Origin of the sequence: Paracoccus sp. NFXS7 (assembly GCF_040148865.1) — a bacterium.
In the GTDB taxonomy this organism is placed as follows: Bacteria; Pseudomonadota; Alphaproteobacteria; order Rhodobacterales; family Rhodobacteraceae; genus Paracoccus; species Paracoccus marcusii.
In genome coordinates, this window is sequence record NZ_JAKEKV010000006.1 from 81,634 (window position 1) to 104,246 (window position 22,613).

The window sequence follows — 22,613 nt, forward strand, 5'->3', positions numbered from 1 at the left end:
GGGCTGGCCCCCCGGCCGCCGCGGGACGCAAGGCTCAGGCGGCAACCCCCTCGGGTGCGCGCGCGCCGGTCATGTAGGCCACGGCATCCGACATCGAATGTTGCTTGGGGTCGATCACGCACAGCCGCTTGCCCAGGCGGTGGATGTGGACGCGGTCCGCCACCTCGAACACGTGCGGCATGTTGTGGCTGATCAGCACGATCGGGATGCCCCGCGACCGCACGTCCTGGATCAGGTCCAGAACCCGGCGGCTTTCCTTGACGCCCAGTGCGGCGGTCGGCTCGTCCAGGATGATCACCCGGCTGCCGAAGGCCGCCGCCCGCGCCACGGCGACGCCCTGGCGCTGACCGCCGGACAGGGTCTCGACGGGCTGGGCGATGTTCTGGATCGTCATCAGGCCCAGTTCGGACAGCTTGGCGCGGGCGAAATCGTCCATCGCCTGCTTGTCCAGCATCCCGAACCACTGGCCCATGATGCCCTTCTTGCGAATCTCGCGCCCCATGAACATGTTATCCGAGATCGACAGCGCGGGCGACAGGGCCAGCGTCTGATAGACCGTCTCGATCCCCATCTTGCGGGCATCCAGCGGGCTGTCAAAGCTGACCACCTGGCCGTTCAGCCGGATCTCGCCCTCGTCGGGCTTGACCGCGCCCGAGATGGCCTTGATTAGGCTGGACTTGCCGGCGCCGTTGTCGCCGATCACGGCCAGGATCTCGCCGGGATACAGGTCGAAGTCGGCATGATCCATGGCAGTCACGCGGCCATAGCGCTTGACCAGGTTGCGGGCGGTAAGCAGCGGCTCGGTCATGACGACACCTTTCTGATCCATTGGTCGATGGCGACGGCGAAGATGATCAGCCAGCCGGTCGCAAACAGCTGCCACAGCACATCCACACCCGCCAGCCGCAGGCCCGAGTTGAACACGCCCACGATCAGCGCCCCGATCAGCGGCCCCACGATCGACCCGCGCCCCCCGAACAGCGAGATGCCCCCGATGACCACAGCCGTGATCGATTCCAGGTTTGCCTCGAAGAACGACGTCGGGCTGATCGACCCCACGCGACCGATGGACGACCATGCCGCCAGGCCGCAGATCAGGCCCGCCACGACATAGACCGACAGCAGCACGCGCTTGGTCTGGATGCCGGCCAGCGCGGCCGATTCCGGGTCGTCGCCGACCGCATAGACCCGCCGCCCCCAGGCGGTATAGTACAGCGCATAGAACAGCACCGCGAACACGACCAGCATTAGCACCACGCCATAGGTCAGCACGGCGCCGCCCAGGTTGAACCGGGTGCCGAAGAACTTCAGCAGCGGCGCGTCCATGTCCAGGGTCTGGCTGCGGATCGTCTCTCGACCCGACAGGTAGTAGTTCAGTGCCAGAAACACGTTCCAGGTCCCAAGCGTGGTGATGAAGGGCGGCAGCTTCAGCCGCGTGACCAGGAAACCGTTCAGCGCGCCGGTTCCCGCCCCGCAGGCCAGGCCGACCAGGATGGCGATCGGCACCGGGATGCCGAAGTTGACCGCCAGCTGCCCCATCACGACAGAAATCAGCACCATGACCGCGCCGACCGACAGGTCGATGCCCGCGGTCAGGATGACCAGCGACTGCGCCGCCGCCAGCGTGCCCACGACGGCCACCTGCTGCAGGATCAGCGACAGGTTGAACGCCGAGAAGAAGTTGGGAGAGATCAGCCCGAAGGCGATCAGCGACAGGACCAGCACGATGACCGGAACCATGGTGGGATACTGGTGCAGGAAATGCTGCACCCGGTCCAGCGTGCTGCGGTGACGATGGTCGAACTGCGCGACCTTCTCACCGGCAACGCGCTCGACCACGGGATCGGGGGTGTCGGACATCGGGGACCTCGTGGCGTGTCACGGAAGGCGACGGCGGCCAACCCGCCGTCGCGACGTCATGCGGCGGGGGGCATCAGCCCCAGCACTGCTCTAGGCCTTCGGCCACGCTGATCGACGGCACGCCCTCGACCGGCTTGTCCGTGACCAGGTTCACGCCGGTGTTGGTGAAATCCAACCCCTCGCTGGTTTCCGGCTTGGTGCCGTCGGCGGCAAAGGCCGCGATGGCCTCGATGCCCATCGACGCCATCAGCAGCGGATACTGCTGGGCGGTGGCGCCGATCACGCCCGCCTCGACGTTCTGGACGCCGGGGCACCCTCCGTCGATCGACACGATCAGGGCGTTCTCTTCCATGCCAAAGGACTTCAGCGCCTCATAGGCGCCGGCCGCTGCCGGTTCGTTGATCGTGTAGACCAGGTTGATCGCCGGATCGCGCTGCATCAGCGCCTCCATGGCCTGCTGGCCGCCTTCCTCGTTGCCCGAGGTGACCTCGTGGCCGACGATGCGGGCGTCGTCCTCGTCACCGATGACGTTCTCGTCCTTCACGTCGATGCCAAAGCCCGCCATGAAGCCCTGATCGCGCAGCACGTCGACCGACGGCGCGCTGGCCGACAGGTCCAGCATGGCGATCTTGGCATCCGCAGCCGCATCCCCCATCTGGCCTGCGGCCCAGGCGCCGATCAGGCGGCCCGCCTCGCGGTTGTCGGTGGCAAAGGTCGCGTCGGCCGCATCGATCGGGTCCAGCGGCGTGTCCAGCGCGATGACCAGGATCCCCGCCTCGCGGGCCTGACCCAGCGATTCGGTGATGGCCTTGGTGTCGGACGCGGTGATCAGGATGCCCTTGACGCCCGCCGCGATGCAGCTTTCGACGGCCTGCTGCTGGGTCTCGTGGTCGCCGTCGATCTTGCCGGCAAAGGTCATCAGCTCGATGCCCAGCTCCGCGGCCTTGGCGGTGGCGCCTTCCTTCATCTTCACGAAGAACGGGTTGATGTCCGTCTTGGTGATCAGGCAGGCCTTGGTGGCCTCTTGCGCTTGGGCAAAGCCTGCCGACAGGCCAAGCGCGGACACCGCGACGGATGCGCGGATAACGGTTTTGATGGTCACTTGACTAACTCCTCCAGCACGACGGTTCCTCGGCCGTCTTGACGTTACAAAGCACCAGAAGATTGCGCTTGTCAATAAATCAATCATGTTGATTAATGCGATTCAGGAGGACGGAACCCATGCCCCTAGATCGTGACGGCCCCGGCGCGCTCAGCCGGAACGAACGGCTGATCCTGTCGCTGATCCGACGGCGGGGACCGATGCCGCGCGCGGCGCTGGCGCAGCTGACGGGGCTGTCGGCACAGTCCATCACCAACCTGACGCGCAAGCTGATGATGGCGGGCTATCTGGACGCCGGTGCGGTGGTGCGGGGCAAGGTCGGCCAACCCTCGACCCCGCTGGCGCTGGCCCCGGACGGGGCGTGGTTCCTGGGGCTCAAGATCGGACGCCGGCTGGTCGAACTGGCGCTGGTCGATTTCGCGGGCCGCGTGCGCATGCACCGCCAGGAGGTCTATGCCCACCCCACCCCCGACCGCGTGCTGGCATTCGCGCGTCAGGGACTGGACACGATGACCGCATCGCTGGACCCCGGCCAGCGCGCACGTCTGATGGGACTGGGTGTCGCGACCCCCTATCGGCTGTGGGACTGGGGTCAGGAGATGGCCGATTGGCTGGACCACGACCTGCAGGCCGAACTGTCGCGCAGCCTGCCCGTCCCGATCTTCGTGGAAAACGACGCCACCACCGCCTGCGGGGCAGAGCTGATCTTCGGCAAGACCGACCTGCCGCGGGACTTCATCCATATCTACATCGCCCATTTCGCGGGCGGCGGCATCGTCCTGGACGGCGCGCTGCGCCACGGCCCGACCCGCAACGCGGGCGCCCTGGGGTCGATGCCCATTCCGGTCATGGGCGCACAGGGCGGCCAGCTGTTGGAAAAGGCCTCGGTCTCGGCGCTGGAGGCCCTGATCGGGCGGTCGCTGCCGCCCGACGATTCGGGCTGGGACGTTCCCGCCGGGATCGAGTCGGAATGGGCCGACCAGGCGGGCCGGGCACTGGCCTTCGTCGCGCTGTCGGCGGTGGCTCTGGTCGATCTGCCGCTGGTGGTGATCGACGGGGCGGTGCCGTCCGCGACGCGCGCGCGGCTGGCCCAGGCGACCCGCGCGGCGCTGGAGGGGATGCCGACCGCCGGCATCGACCGTCCGCAGGTGATCGAGGGATCGCTTGGCCGCAGCGCGCGCATCCTGGGGGCCGCGGGGCTGCCGCTGGCGCATTTCTTTCAGCCGGACGGGGCGCTGGACTAGGGCGATTGCGGTTGACACCGGGGCCTGCGCGTCTATACGGCACGCTTCGTTGGTGTTGGTGGACCCCGCAAGGGGAACCCTGTCAGGCCCCGGATCGCAAGACCCCTGGGCCAAAGGACAACGCCCTTCGCAACCTGTTGAAGGAGATCAGCCGTGACCAAACGCACGTCTGCCAAGTACAAACTCGATCGCCGCATGGGCGAGAACATCTGGGGCCGCGCCAAGTCGCCCGTCAACCGTCGCGAATACGGCCCCGGCCAGCACGGCCAGCGCCGCAAGAACAAGCTGTCGGACTTCGGCACCCAGCTGCGCGCCAAGCAGAAGCTCAAGGGCTACTACGGCGACCTGACGGAAAAGCAGTTCCGCCGCATCTATGCCGAAGCCGAGCGGATCCGCGGCGACACCGGCGAGAACCTGGTCGGCCTGCTGGAGCGTCGCCTGGACGCCGTCGTCTATCGCGCCAAGTTCGTGGCGACCATCTGGGCCGCCCGCCAGTTCGTGAACCACGGCCACATCCAGGTCAACGGTCAGCGCGTGAACATCGCGTCCTACCGCGTCAAGGAAGGCGATGTCATCTCGATCCGCGAGCGTTCGCGCCAGCTGGCCATCGTGCTGGAAGCCGTCGCCCTGACCGAGCGTGACGTTCCGGACTATCTGGAAGTCGACCACAACAAGATGACCGCGACCTTCGTGCGCACCCCGGCCCTGGGCGACATCCCCTATGCCGTGCAGATGGAACCGAACCTGGTCGTCGAATTCTACGCGAAGAACTGATCTTCGCCAGATCGACCGTCTTTGGGCCGCATCTTCGGATGCGGCCTTTTGTATGGCATTGCACTCATTTTCCCAATTGCCGTTCAATCAGGATCGGCTGGCGGGGCGGCATTCGTCCTTGTCGGATTGCCGTGATAGCCCGCATCCAGCGCGGACCCTTTGAACTGACCGCCCCGACCAATCCCGGTTCTGGCCGCTTGGGCGGAAACGGGGCTTGGATCGCGCATCCCAGCGGCCATCGGGTCAAGTCGGATTGCGGATCTGCGCATCATTGATCGGGACACTGTCATCCGCTGTGGCGGCGATGGCATCGTGCTGCGCCATGTCGACGTCCCGCCGATCAACGCAGCGGATTTCGTCCTTGCCCAAGCATGCGGCACGCGACGGTTTGGGGGCTTTCCTTGGCATCGGCACGGCACTAAACGGGGCCGGACACAAGGATGGACCCCCATGACCCAGACCCCCGTGCAGCCCGGCATCATGGATATCGCGCTTTACGTCAGCGGCGAAAGCACGCTGGCGGGCCGCGACGACGTGCTCAAGCTGTCGTCGAACGAGAACCCGCTTGGTCCCAGCCCCGCGGCGCAGGAGGCCTTCCGCCGCGCGGCGGGCGATCTGCACCGCTATCCGGCGACCGATCACGCGGGGCTGCGCGCGGCCATCGGGCAGGTGCACGGGCTGGATCCGGATCGCATCATCTGCGGCGTGGGCTCGGACGAGGTGCTGCAGTTCGTGGTTCAGGCCTTTGCCGGTCCGGGCGACGAGGTCATCACGACCGAGCACGGCTTTTCGATGTATCCCATCCTGGCGCGCATGGTCGGCGCGATCCCGGTAACGGTCCCCGAGGACACGCGCCGCGTCGATGTGGACGCGATCCTGGCCGCGGTGACCGAGCGCACGCGCGTCGTCTTCATCGCGAACCCGGCCAATCCGACCGGCACGATGCTAGGCGCGGACGAGTTGCAGCGCCTGGTCGACGGCCTGCCGCCGCAGGTGCTGTTCGTCCATGACGGCGCCTATACGGAATTCGCCGACGGGTTCGACGGCGGCGCGTCGCTGGTCGACCGGCATCCGAATGTGATCATGACGCGGACCTTCTCCAAGGCCTATGGCCTGGGCGGGCTGCGCATCGGATGGGGCTATGCCGCGCGCGCGGTGATCGACGTGCTGAACCGCATCCGCCAGCCCTTCAACCTGTCCAACGCCCAGATGGAGGCCGCACGTGCCGCCGTCCTGGATCGCGACTTCACCGACCGCTGCATCGCACTGAACGCGCGGATGCGCGACCGGATGCGGCAATCGCTAATCCAGATGGGCATCGGCTGCGACGAAAGCTTTGCCAATTTCGTGCTGGCCCGCTTTGACAGCCCCCAGACCGCGGCCGCGGCCGATGCGGCGCTGCGCGCCGAAGGCATCCTGGTGCGGCGCGTCGGCGGATACGGCCTGCCCGACGCGCTGCGCATCACCGTGGGCGACGAGGCGGCCGTGACGCGGGTGCTGGACTGCCTGGGCAACTTCATGCAGGGGCGCGCGCAATGACGCAGGTCTATGACAAGGTGGCCCTGATCGGGCTGGGCCTGATCGCGGGATCGATGGCCCATGCCATTCGTGATGGCGGGCTGGCGGGCCGCGTCACCGGCTATGCCCGCAGCCAGGCGACGCGCGACACCGCACGCGAGATCGGCCTGTGCGAGGTCTGCGACACTGCCGCCTTGGCGGTGGCCGGGGCCGATCTGGTGGTGCTGGCCGTCCCCGTCGGCGCCATGGCCGAGGTCATGGCCGAGATCGCGCCCCATCTGGCCCCCGGTGCCACGATCACCGATGTCGGTTCGGTCAAGCAGTCGGTCATCGACGCGGTCGCCCCCTGCCTGCCGGCAGGCGTGCATTTCATCCCCGGCCATCCACTGGCCGGCACTGAACATTCAGGGCCCCGCGCGGGCTTTGCCAGCCTGTTCCGCAACCGCTGGTGGCTGCTGACGCCGCTGCCCGACACCGACCCGGAGGCGCTTGCGCGGCTGGACCGGCTGATCACCGCGATGGGCGCCAAGACCGACCGGATGGACGCCCCCCATCACGACCTGGTCCTGGCCGTGACCAGCCACGCGCCGCACCTGATCGCATATACGATGGTGGGGGTGGCCGACCACCTGCGCCGTGTGTCCGGCGAGGAGGTGATCCAGTATTCCGCCGCCGGTTTCCGCGACTTCACCCGGATCGCGGCCAGCGACCCGACGATGTGGCGCGACGTGTTCCTGCACAACAAGGAGGCGACGCTGGACATCCTGGGCCGCTTCACCGAGGAGCTGTTCGTCCTGCAACGCGCGATCCGCATGGGCGACGGCCAGCAGCTGCACGACTACTTCACCCGCACGCGGGCAATCCGCCGCGGCATCATCGAGGCCGGACAGGACACCGAGGCCCCCGATTTCGGCCGCACTCCCGGCGCGCGCCCCGCGGGCTAGATCGCCGGGGCGGGGCCGATCGGCACACCGCCCAGGATCAGCTGGCCATCGCGCATGATGACGGCCACGCGCAGCTCGCCCTCGGCCGCTGCGGGAAAGTCGGGGCCGGGCAGCGTGTCGTCCAGATCCGACTGCGACAGCTGCGACAGGCCTGCCCGCAGCAGCATCGCGGCCTGCGCCGGGATCAGCCCCAGCCCGGTGGCCATCCCGATCATCGCATCCGCGTCTGCGGAATACAGCGCCACCTGCCCTTCGGCCAAGCCCTGGTCGTCGCGCGACAGGCGACCCACGATGCGCAGGCCGATCGTGTCGGCGCGCAGGTCCAGACCGGCGGTCTGCCAGCCGACGATCTGCGGCGCGGCGTCGCCGGTGACCGTGGGCGTGCCGTCCAGCCAGATCCGCAGCGGCCCCGTGACCGACAGCGGTCCGGGGATCGGACCGGGGTCCAGCCCCAGCTGCGCCAGTCCACCGACCTGCAGGCCGGTCAGTCCCAGATCAAGGTCATAGGCGGCGCGCGCGGGGCGCGGCGCATCCGATCCCAGCCCCGCCAGCCGCGCCTGCAGCGACAGGCCCTGCGCCAGGGGCTGGCCGTCCAGCGTCAGGTCGCGGGCCTGCACGTCCAGCCGGTTGGGCGCCATACCGTTCAGGGGCGACAGGGCCATGCTGGCCACGGGCGCAGACAGGCCCAGCTGCATCACCTGCCCGCCTTGGGTCACCGCCGCTCCGTCGGGCAGGTCCAGCCGCGCGGTCAGCGGCGATGCCGGCGACAGGAACAGCCGCGCCCAGGGCAGGCTGATGGAAAGCGCCGGGTCCGACCAGGACGGTTCGGACAGCGCGACGCCGATCCGGCGCGGATCGCGCAGGGGCGCGACCGATACGGCCTGCAGCGCCGGGTCCTGCGCGATCAGTGCGGCCACGCGGTTGCTGGCCAGCGTCTCGGCGCCCAGCCAGCCGCCCGCCAGCAGCGCCAGCACCAGTCCCGTCCCGATCACCATCCCGCGCATGCCCGCCCTGCCCTTTTTTCCCGCCCCGTCCTGCCCTACCTTGTGCCCCGAAAGGACGGACAATGGAACGCATCGATTGGGTTTTCGGCTATGGCTCGCTGATCTGGAACCCCGGTTTCGATCCGGCCGAGACCGTGCATGCGCGCCTGGCCGGATATGCCCGCAGCTTCTGCCTGCGGTCGATCCAGCATCGCGGGACCGAGGCCGTGCCCGGCCTGGTGCTGGGCCTCGATCCGCAGGATGGCGCCAGCTGCCAGGGCGTGGCCCTGCGCATCCGCCCCCGCGATCACGACCGCGTCCTGGCCGACCTGCGTGCGCGCGAACTGGTGACCGACGCCTATCGCGAGGCGATCCTGCCTGTCGATCTGCAGGACGGTCGGCGGGTACAGGCGCTGGCCTATGTGATGCGGCGCGACCACTGGCAATATGCCGGCGGCCTGCCCGCCGACGAACAGGCCCGCATCATCGCGCAGGCGCATGGCGGGCGCGGCCCGAACGCCGATTACCTGTTCAACACTGCCGCCCATCTGGCGCAAATCGGCATGCCCGACGACCATCTGGACGCGCTGTCTGATGCCGTCCGGGCGCTGTTGCCGCCGCCCGGCTAACCTGCGCCGTCGGAATGCTTGGCAAGTGAGGCGCCCCGTCCTACAGTCGAGCAAAAGCATCGATGGGACGGGGATTTACCGGTGAGCGATCCGACACATGGCGACCCCAGGGCGCCCTCGCGGCTGACCCTGACGAACCGGCGCATCTCGGCCACGCGGGACAAGGCCCTGATCGGGGCGGCGGGCGCGCCGCGCTTTTCCCAACCGGTGCGGCAGATCCTGATGATGCTGATCGTGCTGGGGCTGGTCCTGGCGGGGGGCTGGTTCGCCTATGGGCGGATCCTGTCCATCTTCGACGCGAACCGCTGGCTGAACGGACTGATCCTGACGGTCTTTGCCCTGGGCGTGCTGGCCTGCTTCTGGCAGGTGGGGCAGCTGACCCGGTCGGTCAGCTGGATCGAACGGTTCGCCGCCCGGCGCCGCGACACCGACCGCAACGGCACCACCCAGGACGAGGCGCCGCGCCTGCTGGCCCCCCTGGCGGCCCTGCTGGGATCGCGCGGGCCCGGCGGAGAGGCGATCAGCGCCAGCGCCGCAAGCTCGATCCTGGATTCGGTCGCGACGCGCATCGACGAGGCGCGCGACATCACCCGCTATCTAGCAAATCTGCTGATCTTTCTGGGGCTTCTGGGCACATTCTACGGTCTTGCGACAACCATCCCGGCGGTCGTGGCGACCATCCGGGCACTGTCGCCTGAAAACGGACAGTCGGGGCTGGACCTGTTCCAGAACCTGATGACGGGCCTTGAATCGCAGTTGGGCGGGATGGCTACGGCATTCTCCTCGTCGTTGCTGGGTCTGGCAGGGTCGCTGGTGGTGGGCCTTCTGGAGCTGTTCGTGACGCACGGCCAGAACCGGTTCTATCGCGAACTGGAGGAGTGGATGTCGGGCTTTACCCGGATCAGCATCGCCTCGGGTGATGGGGACGGTGTCGATCAGGCGGCACTGGCCGGGTTCCTGGACCAGATGGCGGGGCAGATGGACCGCCTGCAGGCCTATCACGCCGAACGCGACGCCATGCGGGACGAGGCCGCGCTGATGGCCGACGAACGCGTCGTGGTCATGGCACAGGCGATCGACGCGCTGGTCCAGCAAGCGCAGGCCGACCGCGACGCGCCCGATGGCCAGTCCGAACGCCTGACGCAGGCCCTGACGCAGCTGGCCGATCACCAGCCGCCCGCCCCCGACCTGACGCGGCTGGAGGCCGCGCTGGACCGCCTGACCACCGAACTGACCAGTGGCCGGAACGAGGCGGTGGCCGATCTGCGCGCCGACATCCAGGTGCTGACCCGCGCGGTCCGCGCCGCGCGCTTTGGCGACCCGTTCCGCGACGACCTGCTGGGCCGCGACCCCGCCCGCGGCGAGGGCTAGACCGATGCGCCTGTCCCGCGGATCCTCGGCACAGCGTTTCTCGTCCACGATCTGGCCGGGCTTCGTCGACGCGATGACGGCGCTGCTTCTGGTGCTGATGTTCGTGCTGACGATCTTTACCGTGGTCCAGGGGGTGCTGCGCGAACAGATCACCACCCAGGACGACACGATCAGCACCCAGGACGAAACGATCACCGACCAGGGTCAGGTCATCTCGCGCCAGGAACGCCAGCTGAACGAACTGGGCGCGCAGGTCGCGTCCCTGGGCCAGGCGCTGAACGCGTCCCAGGATCGCGAGGCCGACCTGACCCGGTCGCTGGAGACCGAGGCCGAGCGTGCCGCCCGCGCCGAGGCGGAGGCCCGCGACCGTGCCGCCCGCATCGCCCGCCTGTCCAGCCAGCTGGCCACCGGAGAGACCCAGCTGGCCGAGGCGCGCACCCGCCTGACCGACTTCGAGGCCGAGGTCGCTGCCCTGCTGGCCGAACGCGCACAGGGTCAGGCGCGGCTCGAGACGTTGGAGACGCAGCTGGATCAGGCAGAGGACCGCGCATCGGCCGCGGAGCTGGCGGTCGCGGCCGCGCGGTCCGAGACTGACGCGCAGGCCGAGGCCGCGCGCCTTGCTGCCGCCCGCCGCGATGCGCTGGAGGCGCTGGCCGCGGACCTGCGCGCACAGGTCGGCCAGCAGCAGGCGCAGCTGGACCGGACCCAGGCCAGCCTGACCGAGGCCGAACAGACCCGGCTGGCTGAGGCCGAGGCCGCAGCCCTGCTGCGCGAGCGGCTGGAGGGGGCGGATGCCGAACTGACCGCCATGACCCTGGCCCTGGAGGAGCGTCGCCGCGAGGCGGAGGAGACGCTGACTCTGCTGGCTGCCGCGAATGCCGCCCGCGACGCGGCGGAGACGCAGGCCCAGGCCCAGCTGACAGAGGCCGAGCGTCAGGCCGCCCTGCTGGCCACCGCGCGGGCGGAGCTGGCCGATCAGGAGGACCTGTCGCAGGACAGCCAGCGCCGGGTGGCGGCGCTGAACGAACAGGTGGCGCAGCTGCGATCTCAGCTGGGGTCGTTGCAGGCGCTGCTGGATACGGCGGGGCAGGAGCAGGCGGATGCAGAGCTCCGCGTGTCCGACCTGGGCCAACAGTTGAACGCCGCCCTTGTCCGCGCCGCCGAGGAGACCCGCGCCCGCCTGGCGCTGGAGGAGGAGGCCCGCCTGGCGGCCGAGGCCGAGGCCCAGGACCTGGCCCGCTATCGGTCCGAATTCTTTGGCCGGCTGTCGCAGATCCTATCGGGGCGCGAGGGCGTGCAGGTCGTGGGCGACCGCTTCGTGTTCCAGTCCGAAGTGCTGTTCGCCCCCGGAGAGGCCACCCTGTCCCAGGCTGGCCGCGAGCAGGTCGCCGGGCTTGCCACCCTGCTGCGCGACATCGCCGACGAGATCCCGCCCGAAATCGACTGGATCATCCGCGTCGACGGGCATACCGACAACCTGCCCCTGTCGGGGACCGGCCGCTATGCCGACAACTGGGAACTGAGCCAGGCCCGCGCCCTGGCCGTGGTACGCTATCTTTCCGACGATCTGGACTTTCCGGCCGCGCGCCTGGCGCCCACGGGCTTTGCCGACACCCGCCCCATCGCGACCCAAGACACGCCCGAAGCCCGCGCCCTGAACCGCCGGATCGAACTGAAGCTGACCGAGCGTTAGTGCCCGACGGTACGGGAGAACACGTTGATGACGACGACCCCGGCAACGATCAGGCACAGCCCGATCACCGCCGGCAGGTCCAGCCGCTGACCGAACACAACCAGCCCGATCATCGCGACCAGGGCCACGCCGAACGCGCTCCAGATCGCATAGGCCACGCCCAGGGGCAGCACCTTGAGGCTGACAGACAGCAGGTAGAAGCTGGCCAGATAGCAGACGGCCATCCCCACCGTGGGCGCCAAGCGCGTGAACTGTTCCGAGCGCTGCAACAGCGTCGTGCCCAGAACCTCCAGCGCGATGGCGAACCCCAGGGGGATGTAAGGGGACAGGGTCATCGGGCCTCACGCTTCAGGGGACGGTCGTCGGGCAAGCCTGCCATATGTTTCAGGTGGCGTTCCAGTTCGGAATTGATCTCGGCCCCGACCAGCACGATCGTCGCGTTCAGCCACAGCCAAGTCATCAGTGCGACCACTGCACCCAGCGATCCGTAGGTCTCGTTGTAATTGCCGAAATTCACCGCGTACCAGGAAAACAGCATCGAGGTCGCGACAAGCGCCAGCCCGGCAAAGACCGCGCCCGGAGAGATCCAGCGCCAGCGCGACTTGGGCGCCGCAGGCCCCCAGCGATAGACCGCCGCCAGCGCCGCGATCAGCAGACCCAGCATCAGCGGCCAGCGGATCACGGCCAGGATCGTCTCGGCCCCCCAGCCGATGGGTAACAGCCGCAGCAGCATGGGCACGACCGCGATCACCGCCAGCATCAGCGCGATCATCGCCAGCCCACCGATGGTAAAGCACATCGCCACCAGGTTCAGACGCACGATGCCGCGCGTCTCGCGTTGAAAGAATGCGACGTTCAGCGCCGACAGCAGCGCCTTCATCCCGCCATTCGCCGAATAGAACGCGACCAGCAGCGCCACGACCCCCGCCAGGGACAGCGCGCCCGTCGAGGCCGAGGCAATGGACACGACCTGCGCGCGGATGATCTCCAGCGAGCTTTCGGGCAGCAGCGGTTCGATCAGTTCCAGATGGCTTTGGATGGTCGAGGGGTCCGCCCACAGCCCGTACAGCGACACGAAGGCGGTGATGGCCGGAAACAGCGACAGCAGGCCGAAGAAGGTGACGCCCCCGGACACCGACGTGACGCGATCGTCGCCGATCTGGCGAAACGTCGATTTCGCGACCGCCAGCAGGTCGGCGCGCCTCATGTCGCGAAGCCCCGGCATCCGCTTGGCGGGCACCGGGGCGGGGTCAGCGGCCATCAGGCCGAAACGCCGTTTCGTGTCGTCATCCAGCGGGCCGAACAGGGCGTCGCGAATGCCGGTCCCTTGGGTCATGCGTCGTCCCTGATGGGCGGATCAGATCCGGGTGTCGTCGGATTGCGGGCGCGGGGCACGCTGCTGGACGGGGCCCGGATTGGGACCGGGCGCGCCATTCAGGATGGCACGCAGCTGATCGGCCGCGGCCACGAAATCGCCCACGATGGTCGTCGCCTGGCTGGAGACGCCGCGGAACGACTGGAACGCCCCCGCCAGCGACTGCGCGACGCCGTTCAGACCGTCCGACAGGTCGGTCGCGGTGCGCGTCAGGTCCTTGGCGAAATTGCCGCTGCGGCCGCGCGACGCCTTGGCGCGCAGACGGGCGGCATGGGCGTTGTCCTCGCGGGCCTGGGCACGGACGCGGCGGCGCATCGCCTCGCGCTCGTCCTCGTCCAGATGGGCGAACCGGGGGGCGGCTGCCGGGCGATAGGCCGGGCGGGGCGCATCGTCCGTTCCGGCCAGCTTGCGCGCGGCGATGGCCGCAGCGGCCGTCACCCCGGCCATGCCCAGCGCGACGCCGGCCCAGACCACGGCCTTGGCGACGGTCGAGGTGTCGTCCGTGCGGCGCGGCTGCGGGCCACGATGGCCGGCAGGCACGGGGCGCGGACCAAAGCGGGTCTGGCTGGTGCGGTCGGCCTCGGTCAGGGGCGGGCGGGGGGTCTGGGGGCGGCGCATGGCAATCTCCGGTCGGTTGTCGCGTCTGTTGCCACCGAACCCCCCTTGCGCAGGGAATGTTCCCGCAAAGCCAGCCGGGGCGCATGAAAACTTGCCCCCGTCCCCCTGCCCCGCTATGCCCCGACCCAGCAAAAGGAGCCCGCCATGATCCCGCGTTACAGCCGCCCCGAAATGGTCGCCATCTGGTCCCCCGAGACCAAGTTCCGCATCTGGTACGAGATCGAGGCCCATGCCTGCGACGCGCAGGCCGATCTGGGCGTGATCCCGCGCGAGAATGCCGAGGCCGTCTGGAAGGCCCGCGACGTCCAGTTCGACGTGGCCCGCATCGACGAGATCGAGGCCGTCACCAAGCATGACGTCATCGCCTTCCTGACGCATCTGGCCGAGCATGTGGGCGCCGACCAGGCGCGTTTCGTCCACCAGGGCATGACCAGCAGCGACGTGCTGGACACCACGCTGAACGTGCAGCTTGTCCGTGCCAGCGACCTGCTGCTGGCGGGCATGGACCGGGTTTTGGCCGCGCTGAAGGCTCGCGCGCATGAACACAAGGACACCGTCCGCATCGGCCGCAGCCACGGCATCCACGCCGAACCGACCACCATGGGCCTGACCTTCGCCCGCTTCTATGCCGAGATGGCCCGCGGCCGCGCGCGCCTGCAGGCCGCGCGCGAGGAGATCGCCACCGGCGCGATCAGCGGCGCGGTCGGCACCTTTGCCAATATCGACCCGGCGGTCGAGGAGCATGTCTGTGCGAAGCTGGGCCTGCGCCCCGAACCGATCAGCACCCAGGTCATCCCGCGCGACCGCCATGCGATGTTCTTTGCCGTGCTGGGCGTGATCGCCTCCAGCATCGAGAACATCGCCATCGAGATCCGCCACATGCAGCGCACCGAGGTTCTGGAGGCCGAGGAGTTCTTCAGCCCCGGCCAGAAGGGCTCGTCCGCGATGCCCCACAAGCGCAACCCCGTCCTGACCGAGAACCTGACCGGTCTGGCGCGGCTGGTGCGCATGTCGGTCATCCCCGCGATGGAGAACGTCGCCCTGTGGCACGAGCGCGACATCAGCCATTCCTCGGTCGAGCGCGCGATCGGGCCGGACACGACCATCACGCTGGATTTCGCGCTGCACCGCCTGGCGGGCGTGGTCGAGAAGCTGGTGATCTATCCCGAGAACATGCTGCGCAACATGAACCAGTTCAAGGGTCTGGTCATGTCCCAGCGGGTGCTGCTGGCCCTGACGCAGGCCGGCGTGTCGCGCGAGGACAGCTATCGCCTGGTTCAGCGCAACGCCATGAAGGTCTGGGAAAAGGGCGCCGATTTCCGCACCGAACTGCTGGCCGATGCCGAGGTGACCGCCGCCCTCACCCCGGACGAGATCAACGAGAAGTTCGATCTGGGCTATCACACCAAGCATGTCGATACGATCTTTGCCCGCGTCTTCGGCGCCGACCCGCTGTAATTTCGGGTCGCCGTCAACCTTGCGTTAAGGCTGTCGTGGCAATCTGCCGTCGGATGCGATGACGGAGGCGGCGATGACGGGCCAGACAGGGCTGAACCAGCGGCAGAAGGCGGCGGTGATCGTGCGCCTTCTGCTGGACGATGACGAGGTCGCGGGACTGGACCGCCTGAACCCCAATGCCCAGACCCTGCTGGCGCAGGAGATGGCGGGGATGGAGCTGATCGACCGCAACACCCGCGACGCCGTCATCACCGAATTCTGCGACCGGCTGGAATCGGTCGGCGTCACCTTTCCGGGCGATCTGGACGGCACGCTTGCCATGCTGGGCGCACGGTTGTCGGACGACAGTTCTGACGCCCTGCGGCGCACCGCGGCGATCACCGGGCAGTCCGACCCCTGGGTGCGCCTGTGCAACCTGCCCAAGGAATCCCTGATCGCGCTGGCGAATGCCGAATCCGTCGAACTGGTGGCGCTGATGCTGTCCAAGCTGCCGGTCGAGGCGGCATCGGCCACCTTCATGGCCCTGCCCCGCGACCGGGCGCGCGTGGTGGCGCAGGCGATGTCGATGACCTCGGGCGTGACGCCCGCGGCGCTGCGCCGGGTCGGGCTGGTGCTGCTGCAGGCGGCCGAGGCGCTGCCCAAGCCCGCCATCGCCACGCCGGCCTGCGACCGCATGGGCGCGATCCTGAACTTTGCCACCGCCGATCTGCGCGATGACGTGCTGGGCGCGCTGGACGAACGCGACATGGAATTCGCGGATGGCGTGCGCAAGGCGATCTTCATCTTTGCCCATATCCCCACCCGGATCGAACCGCGCGAGGTGCCCAAGATCGTCCGCGAACTGGATCAGACCACGCTGGTCCGCGCCCTGGCCGCGCCGGCCGAGGCCGATGCGGCTGCCGCGGAATTCATCCTGTCGAACCTGTCGCAGCGCATGTCCGACGGCCTGCGAGAAGAGCGGGAGGCCTTGGGCAAGCCCCGCCCCAAGGATGTCGAGGAGGCAATGACCGAGGTCATCAGCGCGATCCGCCGCCTGCAGGAGGCGGGTCAGCTGACCCTGAAGATGCCGCAGGACGACGAATAGGGTCTTGGCGCGGGCAGGTCCCCGCGCGATAACCCCGACGACCGGAGGCGCAGATGACCAACCAGATCGCGATTGCCCTGCTGCTGCTGATCGCCGCGGCCTTTGCCGTGGACCATGTGTGGCTGGACGGACACCTGCCGCTGATGGCCGCGCGAGCGATGGATCGGTTGATAGAGTATCTCAGCTTCTGGCGCTGACGGGCGGGGCGCTGCCCGTTTCGGCATTTGCATCGCCCCTGCCGCCACGCTACACCACGGGCAACCATCACCTGCTCGAGAGGGATACCCATGGCAGTCAAGGTCGCCATCAACGGCTTCGGCCGGATCGGTCGCAACGTCCTGCGCGCAATCATCGAATCGGGCCGCACCGATATCGAGGTCGTCGCCATCAACGATCTTGGCCCGGTCGAGACCAACGCCCACCTGCTGCGCTATGACAGCGTCCACGGACGCTTTCCGGCACAGGTCACGGTGTCGGGCGACAGCATCGACGTGGGCCGCGGCCCGATCAAGGTCACCGCGATCCGCAACCCGGCCGAACTGCCCTGGGGCGATGTCGACGTGATCATGGAATGCACGGGCCTGTTCACCTCCAAGGAAAAGGTGCAGGCGCATCTGTCCACCGGTGCCAAGCGCGTCCTGATCTCGGCCCCGGGCGAGAACGCGGACAAGACCATCGTCTATGGCGTGAACCACGACACGCTGACCAAGGACGACCTGGTCGTCTCGAACGCCAGCTGCACGACGAACTGCCTGTCGCCGGTGGCGAAGGTCCTGAACGACACGATCGGCATCGACCGCGGGTTCATGACCACGATCCACAGCTATACCGGCGATCAGCCGACGCTGGACACGATGCACAAGGACCTGTACCGCGCCCGCGCCGCGGCGCTGTCGATGATCCCGACCTCGACCGGGGCCGCCAAGGCCGTGGGCCTGGTCCTGCCGGAATTGAAGGGCAAGCTGGACGGCGTGGCCATCCGCGTGCCGACGCCCAACGTCTCGGTCGTGGACCTGGTGTTCGAGGCCAGCCGCGACACCTCGGTCGCCGAGATCAACGGCGCCATCAAGGCGGCCGCCGACGGCCCGCTGAAGGGCGTCCTGGGCTATACCGAGGAATCGCTGGTGTCGTCCGACTTCAACCACGACCCGCATTCGTCGATCTTCCACATGGACCAGACCAAGGTCATGGAGGGCCGCATGGTCCGCATCCTGACTTGGTACGACAACGAATGGGGCTTTTCGAACCGCATGTCGGACACGGCCGTGGCGATGGGCAAGCTGATCTGACACCCCCGCCGGACCAAAGGAAAGGGCCCCGTTGCGGGGCCCTTTTTCATGGCGAGACGCCGCATTCAGTCGGCATAGATCATCCGCACCGTCATGCCGCCATCGACGACAAAGCGCTGGCCCGTCACGAACCCAGCCTCGTCCGAGGCCAGCCAGGCGACCAACCCGGCAATATCCTCGACCCGGCCCACGCGGCCCACGGGATGCTGATTGCGGTCGGCGTCGGAATGGTCGGCATCGCTGCGGTTCGCGGCCTTCTGCCACGGCCCTGTGTCGATCCAGCCGGGCAGGATGCAGTTCGCGCGCACCTTGGGCCCCAGGCTGACCGCCAGCGCATGGGTCATCGCGACCAGCGCGCCCTTGGCCGCGGCATAGGCCTCTGTGTCGGGTTCCGATTGCAGCGCACGGGTCGATGCCATCGTGACGATGCTGCCCCGCGCCTGACGCAGCAGGGGCACCGTCGCGCGGATCACCAGAAACGCCCCGGTCACGTGGCTGTCCTGCCACCGCTGCCAGTCCTCCAGGCTCAGATCCTCGATGGGGCCGCTGACCGGGTCGGCGATACCCGCATTCGACACCACCAGGTTCAGACCTGCCCCCTGCAGCCAGCCCTGCAGGGCCAGCATCCCCTGCGCCACCTGCCGTTCGTCGCCGACATCGATGGGCAGGGCCAATAGGCCGGGATCGGCCGCGCCGATCTCGTCCAGCGCCTCTGCATCCAGATCAAAGACCGCGACGCGCCAGCCGTCTGACCGAAGGCGGGTCACGATGCCCCTGCCGATGCCCTGTGCGCCGCCGGTGATCAGTGCCGTCTTCATCCGCCCGCTCCATCCCGATGTTGCGTCAGGGACCAACGGGGTGGATGCACGGCTTGTTCCGCCTCAGCCGGCCTTGACCGCGGACAGGCGCCGGGAATTCGCGCGGGTCCGTCGGGCGTAGGGCCGCATGCCGGCCGACAGCATGCGTTCGGCGCTGTGCCCACGCATCCCCGCGCTGGCCATCGCAAACAGCGATTCAGATACCGCAGCCTGCTTTTCGGCGACCATGCGGAACGGCTCTCCGGGGGCCTGGACCATCAGGCCCATCATCCCCGCCATGCGCAGCCCGATCACCATGTTCGATTCGATCGCGATCCGCGCGAACTGGGACGCAAGCCGGGCCTGGGCTGCGGGAAGAATCATCGGCATCATCGGGTTCATCGGCGAGGGTCCTTTCGGCTGCCATCACAGGAACTGCCCGGCAAAGCCACATTGCGCCCCATGGCGCAGACACTCAACCGCGACTTTCGGACAGGGTTCCCGAAATCTGAACGCGGCTGCTTGGCAAGACGGTGCTGCCGTGGTTAGAGGCAGCCTCATGACACAGACGCTGACCCTTCGCCGCCCGGACGACTGGCACCTGCATCTGCGCGACGGCGCGATGCTGGCCGCGGTCGCGCCGCATTCCGCGCAATTCGGCCGCGCGATCATCATGCCCAATCTGGTGCCACCGGTCACGACCGGCGCCCAGGCCGCCGCCTATCGCGACCGCATCCGCGCCGCCCTGCCCCAGGGTGCCGCGCTGGACCCGCAGATGGTGCTGTACCTGACCGACACGACGGATGCGACCGATGTCGTGGGCGCGTTCCGGGACGGGATCATCCGCGCGGTCAAGCTGTATCCGGCGGGTGCCACCACGAACAGCGCATCGGGCGTGACCGATTTCGACCGCGTCCAGCCCGTGCTGGAGGCGATGGCCGAGGCCGGCGTGACGCTGTGCGTGCACGGAGAGGTCACCGACCCGTCCGTCGACATCTTCGACCGCGAGGCCGTGTTCATCGACACGGTCCTGGACCCGCTGCGCCGCCGCACGCCGGGGCTGCGTGTGGTGATGGAGCATATCACGACCTCGCAGGGCGTCGATTACGCCCGCGCGGGCGGCGACGACCTGGGCGCGACGATCACCACGCATCACCTGGTCATCAACCGCAACGCCATCCTGGCGGGGGGCATCCGGCCGCATTACTACTGCCTGCCGGTCGCGAAACGCGAATCCCACCGCCTGGCGCTGCGCGAGGCCGCGACCAGCGGAGATGCGCGGTTCTTCCTGGGCACCGACAGCGCGCCGCACACAGACGCGGCGAAGCTGCAGCCCTGCGGCTGCGCGGGCTGCTTCACGGCGCCGAACACCATGTCGATCCTGGCGCAGGTGTTCCAGGACGACGGCGCGCTGGACCGGCTGGAGGCCTTTACCAGCTTGAACGGCGCAGCCTTCTATCGCATGGCGCCGAACGAGGACCGCATCACCCTGACGCGCCGCGACACGGCCGTCGACTATCCGGCGCAGATCACCGCGAGCGACGAGACCGTCACCGTCTTCGACCCCGGTTTCCCACTGTTCTGGCATCTGGAGGACCAATGAGCCTGACCTTCCCCGCGCGCGACGAGATCGCCCGCCTGACCGCCCGGATGCTGCTGGAAATCAAGGCCGTCGACTTCAACGCGGCCCAGCCCTTCACCTATGCGTCCGGTCTCAAGGGGCCGACCTATGTCGATTGCCGCCGCATCATCAGCTTTCCGCGCGTCCGCGCCACGCTGATGGATTTCATGGCAGCGACGGTCATGCGCGACGCGGGCTTCGAGGCCTTCGACAACGTCGCGGGCGGTGAGACCGCGGGGATCCCCTTCGGCGCGCTGGTCGCCGAACGCTTGGGCCTGCCGATGACCTATGTGCGCAAGAAGCCCAAGGGTTACGGCCGCAACGCCCGGATCGAGGGCGTGATGACCGAGGGCCAGCGGGTCCTGCTGGTCGAGGATCTGACCACCGATGGCGGCAGCAAGCTGTCCTTTGTCGACGCGATCCGCGAGACGGGCGCAACCTGCGCGCATACGGCGGTGATCTTCTACTATGGCATCTTCCCGGAGACCACGCAGCGGCTGGCCGATCACGGCGTGGCGCTGCACCACCTGTGCACCTGGTGGGACGTCCTGGCCGAAGCCCGCGCCCAGGGGGCCTTCGACGACGCGACCCTGACCGAGGTCGAGGCCTTCCTGACCGACCCCCGCGCATGGCAGGCGGCAAACGGCTGATCCGGGGTTATCCCCAACAAACTGCGGCCGGCCCCATGACGCGGCCGGCCGCTTCGGTTTAATCTAGACCGCAACCAACGAAGGGGCAGGCAGACCATGAGCACTCTCACCGTCACCAGCGCGCATTTCATCGTTCCCGGACAGGCCGACGGGCCCGAGGACAAGCAGGCCATTCCCTTTTCGCTGGAGGCGGAGCAGCAGTTGCTGGGCGCGCTGCTGACCAACAACGACGTGTTCGACCGGGTCAGCCAGATCATCAAGTCGGACCATTTCTATCACCCGGTCCATGCCCGCATCTTCGACATCTGCGCCGAACGCATCCGCCGCAACGCGCTGGCCAGCCCCGTCACGATCAAGGCCTTCCTTGAAAACGACGACGGCCTGAAGGAACTGGGCGGCCCGGCCTATCTGGCGCGCATGGCGGCAGCGGCGATCAGCGCCTATGCCGCGCGCGACTATGCCCAGATGATCCGCGAATTCGCCCTGCGGCGCGAGTTGATGACCCTGGGCCAAGACATCGCCGCCCGCGCCGCCACCGTCGAGGTCGGCGATGACGCCGAGGAGCAGATCAAGGCCGCGGAACAGACGCTCTACAAGCTGGGCGAGGCCGGGGTGGCCGAACGCGGGTTCCAGTCCTTCCTCAAGGCCGTGACCGGCGCGGTTCAGGTCGCCAACGCCGCCTATCAGCGCGACGGCAAGCTGTCGGGAATTTCCACCGGGCTGATCGACCTGGACGGCAAGATGGGCGGTCTGAACAATTCGGACCTGATCATCCTGGCCGGCCGCCCGTCGATGGGCAAGACCGCGCTGGCGACCAACATCGCCTTCAACATCGCCAAGTCTCACAAGCTGGGCGAAAAGCCCGACGGCACCCAAGGCTCGATCGAGGGCGGCGTCGTCGGCTTCTTCAGCCTCGAGATGTCGGCCGAACAGCTGGCCGCCCGCATCCTGTCCGAGGCCGCCGAGGTGCCGTCCGAGCGCATCCGCAGCGGCAACATGGACGAGGGCGAATTCCGCCGCTTCGTCGAGGCCGCGCATGCGCTGCAGAACTGCCCGCTGTTCATCGACGACACGCCCGCCCTGCCCATCAACCAGCTGGCCGCCCGCGCCCGCAAGCTGAAGCGCACGCATGGGCTGGACGTGCTGATCGTGGACTACCTTCAGCTCTTGAAGGCCGCGACCGCCAAGGACAGCCGCGTGAACGAGGTGTCCGAGATCACCCAGGGCCTCAAGGCCGTGGCCAAGGAGCTGAACATCCCCGTCATCGCCCTGTCCCAGCTGTCGCGCCAGGTCGAGAACCGCGAGGACAAGCGCCCGCAGCTGTCGGACCTGCGCGAATCCGGCTCGATCGAGCAGGACGCCGACATCGTGATGTTCGTGTTCCGCGAGGAATACTACAAGGAACGCGAAAAGCCCTCGGACAGCGACCTGGACGCGATGGCCCGCTGGCAGCAAGTGATGGAGAACGTCCACGGCAAGGCCGAGGTGATCCTGGGCAAGCAGCGCCACGGCCCCATCGGCACGGTCGAGCTGGCCTTCGAGGGTCAGTTCACCCGCTTTGGCAACCTCGCCCGCGACCGCCAGAGCCAGTGGGACTGACGCC

General features: G+C 68.2%; 24 protein-coding genes. 14 read left to right on the forward strand and 10 right to left on the reverse strand.

All coding sequences use genetic code 11. From position 1 onward, the window contains the following. Positions 1-34 precede the first annotated feature (34 nt). The 3 genes from LZ686_RS11430 to LZ686_RS11440 form a co-directional block, all read right to left on the reverse strand. On the reverse strand, positions 35-808 hold the full coding sequence (locus LZ686_RS11430) for an ATP-binding cassette domain-containing protein (protein ID WP_045981184.1): 774 nt from the start codon (positions 806-808) through the stop codon (positions 35-37). Beyond that, entirely contained in the window at positions 805-1,860 is a 1,056-nt protein-coding gene (locus LZ686_RS11435; protein ID WP_045999488.1) for an ABC transporter permease, read from the reverse strand. The genes LZ686_RS11430 and LZ686_RS11435 overlap by 4 nt, the downstream gene beginning before the upstream one ends. Before the next feature lie 73 nt (positions 1,861-1,933). Beyond that, complete coding sequence (locus tag LZ686_RS11440) at positions 1,934-2,956, reverse strand: sugar ABC transporter substrate-binding protein (RefSeq protein ID WP_502922007.1); 1,023 nt, start codon at positions 2,954-2,956, stop codon at positions 1,934-1,936. A gap of 125 nt (positions 2,957-3,081) precedes the next feature. On the opposite strand from LZ686_RS11440, the gene LZ686_RS11445 reads away from it, so the two are divergent. Both LZ686_RS11445 and rpsD read left to right on the forward strand, forming a co-directional pair. Then, positions 3,082-4,206 carry an ROK family transcriptional regulator gene (locus LZ686_RS11445; protein ID WP_349547877.1) on the forward strand — a complete coding sequence of 375 codons (1,125 nt, stop codon included), beginning with the start codon at positions 3,082-3,084 and terminating at the stop codon, positions 4,204-4,206. A 153-nt stretch (positions 4,207-4,359) separates the two neighbouring features. Beyond that, a complete protein-coding gene (gene rpsD / locus LZ686_RS11450) occupies positions 4,360-4,980 on the forward strand; it encodes a 30S ribosomal protein S4 (protein ID WP_045981180.1) in 621 nt (206 codons plus the stop codon). A 243-nt stretch (positions 4,981-5,223) separates the two neighbouring features. Here rpsD and LZ686_RS11455 read toward each other — a convergent pair whose 3' ends face one another. After that, positions 5,224-5,349, reverse strand: coding sequence for a hypothetical protein (locus LZ686_RS11455; protein ID WP_349547878.1), 126 nt, complete (start codon positions 5,347-5,349; stop codon positions 5,224-5,226). Between the two features lie 81 nt (positions 5,350-5,430). On the opposite strand from LZ686_RS11455, the gene hisC reads away from it, so the two are divergent. Then, positions 5,431-6,519 (forward strand): histidinol-phosphate transaminase, encoded by a 1,089-nt coding sequence (hisC, locus tag LZ686_RS11460; protein WP_349547879.1) that lies wholly within the window; start codon positions 5,431-5,433, stop codon positions 6,517-6,519. Beyond that, a complete protein-coding gene (locus LZ686_RS11465) occupies positions 6,516-7,442 on the forward strand; it encodes a prephenate/arogenate dehydrogenase family protein (RefSeq protein WP_045981178.1) in 927 nt (308 codons plus the stop codon). Before hisC ends, LZ686_RS11465 begins: the two co-directional genes overlap by 4 nt. On the opposite strand, the gene LZ686_RS11470 is transcribed toward LZ686_RS11465, so the two are convergent. Continuing rightward, positions 7,439-8,446, reverse strand: coding sequence for a DUF2125 domain-containing protein (locus LZ686_RS11470; protein WP_349547880.1), 1,008 nt, complete (start codon positions 8,444-8,446; stop codon positions 7,439-7,441). The genes LZ686_RS11465 and LZ686_RS11470 overlap by 4 nt on opposite strands. A 62-nt stretch (positions 8,447-8,508) precedes the next feature. Between LZ686_RS11470 and LZ686_RS11475 the strand changes: the two genes are divergently transcribed. From LZ686_RS11475 to LZ686_RS11485, 3 genes are all read left to right on the forward strand, one after another. Further along, positions 8,509-9,054, forward strand: coding sequence for a gamma-glutamylcyclotransferase (locus tag LZ686_RS11475; RefSeq protein ID WP_349547881.1), 546 nt, complete (start codon positions 8,509-8,511; stop codon positions 9,052-9,054). A gap of 222 nt (positions 9,055-9,276) precedes the next feature. After that, positions 9,277-10,425 carry a biopolymer transporter ExbB gene (locus tag LZ686_RS11480; protein WP_349547976.1) on the forward strand — a complete coding sequence of 383 codons (1,149 nt, stop codon included), beginning with the start codon at positions 9,277-9,279 and terminating at the stop codon, positions 10,423-10,425. Positions 10,426-10,429: 4 nt separating this feature from the next. Further along, positions 10,430-12,118: a peptidoglycan -binding protein gene (locus LZ686_RS11485; protein WP_349547882.1), complete on the forward strand. Its 1,689-nt coding sequence runs from the start codon at positions 10,430-10,432 to the stop codon at positions 12,116-12,118. On the opposite strand, the gene LZ686_RS11490 is transcribed toward LZ686_RS11485, so the two are convergent. The 3 genes from LZ686_RS11490 to LZ686_RS11500 are packed head-to-tail and all read right to left on the reverse strand — an operon-like array spanning position 12,115 to position 14,111. Further along, positions 12,115-12,453 (reverse strand): SMR family transporter, encoded by a 339-nt coding sequence (locus tag LZ686_RS11490; protein WP_045981174.1) that lies wholly within the window; start codon positions 12,451-12,453, stop codon positions 12,115-12,117. The genes LZ686_RS11485 and LZ686_RS11490 overlap by 4 nt on opposite strands. Next, a complete protein-coding gene (locus LZ686_RS11495; RefSeq protein WP_349547883.1) occupies positions 12,450-13,454 on the reverse strand; it encodes a YihY/virulence factor BrkB family protein in 1,005 nt (334 codons plus the stop codon). Before LZ686_RS11495 ends, LZ686_RS11490 begins: the two co-directional genes overlap by 4 nt. A gap of 21 nt (positions 13,455-13,475) precedes the next feature. Further along, positions 13,476-14,111, reverse strand: coding sequence for a hypothetical protein (locus tag LZ686_RS11500; RefSeq protein ID WP_295166267.1), 636 nt, complete (start codon positions 14,109-14,111; stop codon positions 13,476-13,478). Between the two features lie 144 nt (positions 14,112-14,255). On the opposite strand from LZ686_RS11500, the gene purB reads away from it, so the two are divergent. The 4 genes from purB to gap all read left to right on the forward strand — a co-directional run bounded on the left by purB (position 14,256) and on the right by gap (position 17,942). Further along, on the forward strand, positions 14,256-15,569 hold the full coding sequence (purB, locus tag LZ686_RS11505) for an adenylosuccinate lyase (protein WP_148910648.1): 1,314 nt from the start codon (positions 14,256-14,258) through the stop codon (positions 15,567-15,569). A gap of 73 nt (positions 15,570-15,642) precedes the next feature. Beyond that, positions 15,643-16,653, forward strand: coding sequence for a FliG C-terminal domain-containing protein (locus LZ686_RS11510; RefSeq protein WP_349547884.1), 1,011 nt, complete (start codon positions 15,643-15,645; stop codon positions 16,651-16,653). Positions 16,654-16,706: 53 nt separating this feature from the next. Next, the gene (locus tag LZ686_RS11515) at positions 16,707-16,850 is read left to right on the forward strand and encodes a hypothetical protein (protein ID WP_045981171.1); all 144 of its coding nucleotides are present in this window, start codon (positions 16,707-16,709) and stop codon (positions 16,848-16,850) included. 90 nt (positions 16,851-16,940) lie between these two features. After that, positions 16,941-17,942 (forward strand): type I glyceraldehyde-3-phosphate dehydrogenase, encoded by a 1,002-nt coding sequence (gap, locus tag LZ686_RS11520; RefSeq protein WP_045981170.1) that lies wholly within the window; start codon positions 16,941-16,943, stop codon positions 17,940-17,942. 65 nt (positions 17,943-18,007) lie between these two features. On the opposite strand, the gene LZ686_RS11525 is transcribed toward gap, so the two are convergent. Next, on the reverse strand, positions 18,008-18,760 hold the full coding sequence (locus LZ686_RS11525) for an SDR family oxidoreductase (RefSeq protein ID WP_349547885.1): 753 nt from the start codon (positions 18,758-18,760) through the stop codon (positions 18,008-18,010). Positions 18,761-18,823: 63 nt separating this feature from the next. Beyond that, positions 18,824-19,141 carry an antibiotic ABC transporter gene (locus LZ686_RS11530; protein ID WP_232303263.1) on the reverse strand — a complete coding sequence of 106 codons (318 nt, stop codon included), beginning with the start codon at positions 19,139-19,141 and terminating at the stop codon, positions 18,824-18,826. Between the two features lie 157 nt (positions 19,142-19,298). Here LZ686_RS11530 and pyrC point away from each other — a divergent pair, with 157 nt between their 5' ends. The 3 genes from pyrC to LZ686_RS11545 all read left to right on the forward strand — a co-directional run bounded on the left by pyrC (position 19,299) and on the right by LZ686_RS11545 (position 22,609). Further along, entirely contained in the window at positions 19,299-20,342 is a 1,044-nt protein-coding gene (gene pyrC, locus LZ686_RS11535; RefSeq protein ID WP_349547886.1) for a dihydroorotase, read from the forward strand. Next, positions 20,339-21,010 (forward strand): orotate phosphoribosyltransferase, encoded by a 672-nt coding sequence (locus LZ686_RS11540; protein WP_045981167.1) that lies wholly within the window; start codon positions 20,339-20,341, stop codon positions 21,008-21,010. Before pyrC ends, LZ686_RS11540 begins: the two co-directional genes overlap by 4 nt. Before the next feature lie 96 nt (positions 21,011-21,106). After that, positions 21,107-22,609: a replicative DNA helicase gene (locus LZ686_RS11545; protein WP_084693681.1), complete on the forward strand. Its 1,503-nt coding sequence runs from the start codon at positions 21,107-21,109 to the stop codon at positions 22,607-22,609. The last annotated feature ends 4 nt before the right edge of the window (positions 22,610-22,613 follow it).